The organism is Nostoc sp. NMS4, from assembly GCF_017115095.1.
Classification (GTDB): Bacteria; Cyanobacteriota; Cyanobacteriia; order Cyanobacteriales; family Nostocaceae; genus Nostoc.
Window position 1 is genome coordinate 1 of the sequence record NZ_JABXKI010000413.1, and the last position, 4603, is coordinate 4603.

4 protein-coding genes are annotated in these 4603 nt (G+C 40.6%); 3 read left to right on the top strand and 1 reads right to left on the bottom strand.

Translation table 11 applies throughout. The features are described from left to right. On the top strand, positions 1-1211 hold a 1211-nt coding region (locus HWQ37_RS33050), incomplete at its 5' end, for an acetolactate synthase large subunit (protein ID WP_292755406.1). A gap of 234 nt (positions 1212-1445) precedes the next feature. Continuing rightward, positions 1446-2519: an alpha/beta hydrolase family protein gene (locus tag HWQ37_RS33055; protein WP_292755408.1), complete on the top strand. Its 1074-nt coding sequence runs from the start codon at positions 1446-1448 to the stop codon at positions 2517-2519. 207 nt (positions 2520-2726) lie between these two features. Here HWQ37_RS33055 and HWQ37_RS33060 read toward each other — a convergent pair whose 3' ends face one another. Further along, on the bottom strand, positions 2727-3041 hold the full coding sequence (locus HWQ37_RS33060) for a hypothetical protein (protein WP_292755410.1): 315 nt from the start codon (positions 3039-3041) through the stop codon (positions 2727-2729). Positions 3042-3411: 370 nt separating this feature from the next. Here HWQ37_RS33060 and HWQ37_RS33065 point away from each other — a divergent pair, with 370 nt between their 5' ends. Further along, complete coding sequence (locus tag HWQ37_RS33065; RefSeq protein WP_292755412.1) at positions 3412-4494, top strand: class I fructose-bisphosphate aldolase; 1083 nt, start codon at positions 3412-3414, stop codon at positions 4492-4494. Positions 4495-4603 lie beyond the last annotated feature (109 nt).

Sequence of the window (4603 nt, forward strand, 5' to 3'; positions counted from 1 at the left end):
CGCAATCGGAAAAACCTGGTGCAGTTCACATCGATTTACCAGAAAATATTGCTGCCATGCCTGTAGAAGGCAAACCTTTGCGTAAGGATAGTGGCGAAAAAACCTATGCATCTTTTGCTAGCATTCGGGCAGCCGCCGCCGCAATTTGCCAAGCTGTGAACCCATTAATCTTAGTCGGAAATGGGGCAATTCGCGCTCATGCAAGTGATGCCGTAACGCAATTTGCTACCTTGCTGAATATACCCGTTGCCAATACCTTTATGGGTAAAGGCGTGATTCCCTACACACACCAACTAGCTTTGTGGTCAGTGGGATTACAGCAAAGAGACTTCATTACCTGTGCCTTTGACAACACAGATTTAGTAATTGCGATCGGCTATGATTTGATTGAGTTTTCCCCGAAGAAATGGAATCGTAATGGTGAAATTCCCATTGTGCATATTGGGGTAAGTCCGGCAGAAATTGATAGTAGTTATATTCCTAACGCCGAAGTTGTGGGAGATATTTCAGATTCCCTCTATGAAATCTTAAAATTAGCAGACCGCCAAGGTAAACCCGATCCCTTTGCTATTAGCTTAAGGTCAGAGATTCGGGCTGATTACGAACAATATGCTAATGATGACGGATTTCCCATTAAGCCGCAAAAGTTAATTTATGACTTACGGAAAGTGATGGGACCAGATGATATTGTCATCTCTGATGTTGGCGCACATAAAATGTGGATGGCTCGGCATTATCATTGCCATAGTCCCAATACTTGCATAATTTCCAACGGCTTCGCGGCTATGGGTATTGCTATTCCTGGCGCTTTAGCAGCAAAACTGGTTCATCCTAAGCGCAAAGTTGTTGCTGTCACAGGCGATGGCGGCTTTATGATGAATTCTCAAGAATTAGAAACAGCCTTGCGTGTCGGTACACCCTTTGTCACGATAATTTTCAATGATGGTGGCTATGGGTTAATTGAGTGGAAGCAAGAAAATCAATTTGGTAAAGGAAACTCAGCTTTTGTGCATTTTAGCAATCCTGATTTTGTTAAATTCGCCGAAAGCATGGGTTTAAAAGGCTACCGAGTTGAATCGGCTTTAGATTTGATTCCCACACTTAAAGAAGCCCTCGCTCAAGATGTACCCGCCGTGATAGATTGTCCTGTAGATTATCGGGAGAATCACCGCTTTAGTCAAAAAGCCGGCGAGTTGACTTGTACGTTGTAAAAAATATTGTAGAGACGGATTAATCGCGTCTGTAAAAGAGTTAGGAGTTAGGAGTTATTTATTCCTAACTCCTTATTAATTTCTACTCTTTTAGTAGTATAGTGATTATCACATCAAGAAAGTGTGATAATTATCCTAATATTGGCAAACCTAATCTAAAAAAAATGATTTCTAATGAGTGGAAAGCAAAGAAATTTCCGAATGCCTTGTGAGCAATAAAAGAGGTATAAAGGCATGAATTTTCTCTCATCAAAGAGACAATCATCGATGGCTATAGTTGGGGCGCTAATAATAACTCTGGGAGTAGAGCGAACTGCTACTGCCGCAACATTCAACCCGGCTCCTATTTTCGATAGCGCAGTTAGCTACTCTACCACGATTCCTAGAAGTGAAGGTGGAATAGATACTGCTGATATTTACTACCCAGTTTTATCGGGTAAAGTTACTGATAAGAGTTCACTACCGATCGCGTTATTCTTACAGGGGGCACTTGTTGACAAATCGAATTACTCAAAATTTGCGAACACTGTAGCACGTTACGGATTTGTAGTAGTAGTACCTAATCATGTTAGAACCGCAATCAGTCCAACGGGTGCGATTACAGGCTTGATTGCTGAACAACAGCAAGTAAATGATGTTCTAACTTACATGCTCAATGAGGATTCTAACCCCTCATCACCTGTTGCTAATCTACTCGACCCTAATACACTAGTCTTACTGGGACACTCATTTGGAGGAGCGGTAGGAATAGCTGCGATTCAAGATAACTGTTTTCCTGTGTTATGTACAGCAGATTTTAATCGACCAAAACAACTCAAGGGTGGGGTGTTTTATGGCACAAATTTCCTGATGGGCCAAGGTAGTGGCACACTGCCTGTGATTGATAATGATGGCATCTCCATTGCTCTAGTACAGGGTAATCGAGATGGTGTTGCAACACCGACTAATGCTGAACTAACATATACTCAAATTCAAGACCCAACTAAGGCCTTGATCGCCATTTCTGGTGCTAACCATTATGGCATTACCAATGATGACAATTTAATTCGTGAGCCTAGCAGACCAACGCTAGAGCAAGATACAAGTATTGAAACCATTGCCCGTTGGAGTGCGCTTTTCCTACGAGGAACTGCACTCAATGACTTTCAAGCATTTGATTATGTGTTCAATACAGGTGATGCTTTGGATGGAAATATTACTGTGCAGAGCGTTGCAAAACCTATACCTGAATACACCTCTCTCGTTAGTTTGCTGGGATTAGGGCTAGTAGGCGCAAGTTCATTGCTAAGGTGTAAGCAGAAATTATAAGCCCAAGCGAATGGAATTGACCTTTTTTTAATTAAAAGTTAAAAGTTAAAAATTAAAAAGAATAATAATTTTTAATTAATTAATTTGGGGTACAAGCCCCCACTGATTGCAATTTTTAATTAATAATTTTTAATTTTTAATTGGAGCAAAGCGACTTGCCTGTGGCAGACTGCGTATACATTTGTATTAAACTTAGGTAGATATTTACTACTTGTGCTGGCGTAATTGCTCTACTATATAGTCTTCTAGTTCTTGTTTTTCTCTGTTACTAGCATTTCGTTGATAAGTTCTTCCGGTTTCTTGAATAAACCTACGTTTCTCGCTGGGAGAAGATTTGAGTTTACCTCCAGTTCCTTGCAACTTTTGCTGTAATTCTTCCCAAGTCTTTTCACCCACACTTTCACCGAGTTTGACCAGTGCCTTTGGGAGTAACATTTTTGCCTCTCGTTGAAAATCTTCTTCTGTCTCAAGGGAAGCTAAATCTATATTGCTAAAGTCGATATCGATTTGAAAGTTACTCATAGAATTGTATTTATTCTGTTCAAAATTAATTACCACAATTGGGGGAAGATGGGTTTTCAATTTTCAGCTGCGATCGCAAGATAGTATAATTGTACTGTTTGAAGTTGATAACTGAGTTGAAAACATCAATTCCGAAAGTTGATTTAATACTTCCGGTAGTATAGCCCTACTTAATCATTTACAACAACATTCCCGACTTCTTAAAAGTAGGTAGGAAATCCAAGCCTTTTGAATTTCACTTATATAATAAGATTGCGATATATTCAGGAAGAAGACATATCACTAATCTCCGTACAAGCAACTTAGCAATATTAGAAATGCTATCTTAAAGGCAGGCAAGGTCATTTGCTCAAATTTTGAGGATAATACTATGACTACAACGCTCAAAGAGGCTAATTCTATTGAGTCATTGCTAGGTAAAGAGGCAGAAGACCTGCTTACCCACAAAGCAAAAGTTTCTCGTGATTTAATACATTTGCCAGGGCCAGACTTTGTAGATCGAATCTGGCTTAACAGCGATCGCAATCCGCAAGTATTGCGTAATCTCCAGTTACTTTATTCTACTGGTCGTCTGGCAAATACAGGTTATCTCTCGATTTTACCTGTAGATCAAGGGATTGAACACTCAGCAGGTGCGTCTTTTGCACCCAATCCGATTTACTTCGATCCAGAAAATATTGTCAAGCTAGCGATCGCCGCAGATTGTAATGCGGTTGCTACAACTTTGGGAACACTAGGCATTGTATCACGGAAATATGCCCACAAGATTCCCTTTATTGTCAAAATTAATCACAACGAATTACTGACTTTCCCCAATCAATTTGACCAGGTATTGTTTGCAGATGTGGAACAAGCTTGGAATTTAGGGGCGGCGGCGGTAGGTGCGACAATTTACTTTGGTTCCGAGAATTCTACTAGACAAATTCAGGAAATCAGCAAAGCTTTTAAACGCGCCCATGAACTCGGTTTGGTGACAATTCTCTGGTGTTATCTGCGGAATAACGCTTTTAAACAAGATAAAGATTACCATCTAGCTGCTGACCTCACCGGACAGGCGAATCATTTGGGTGTAACAATTGAAGCCGATATTATTAAACAAAAGTTACCCGAAAATAACAATGGTTACGGTGCAGTTGTCAAAGCCACTGGTAAGAGTTACGGCAAAACCGATGAGCGGGTTTACACAGAATTGACAACCGATCACCCAATTGATTTAACTCGTTACCAAGTACTAAATTGTTACTCTGGGCGTGTAGGGTTGATTAATTCTGGTGGCGCGACTGGTAAAAATGACTTCGCCGAAGCAATACGCACCGCCGTAATTAACAAACGCGCTGGTGGTTCAGGATTAATTTCTGGTCGAAAGACCTTCCAACGTCCCTTTGAGGAAGGTGTGAAGCTATTTCACGCCATTCAGGATGTTTATTTATCGCCGGATGTGACGATCGCTTAGGGAGTAAACAGTTGACAGTTGACAGTTAGTTGTCCACTGTCCACTGTCCACTGTCCCATTCTTATCTAACGTTTCTCAATAAGAAATCTGGCTGACCACAACTTTTTTG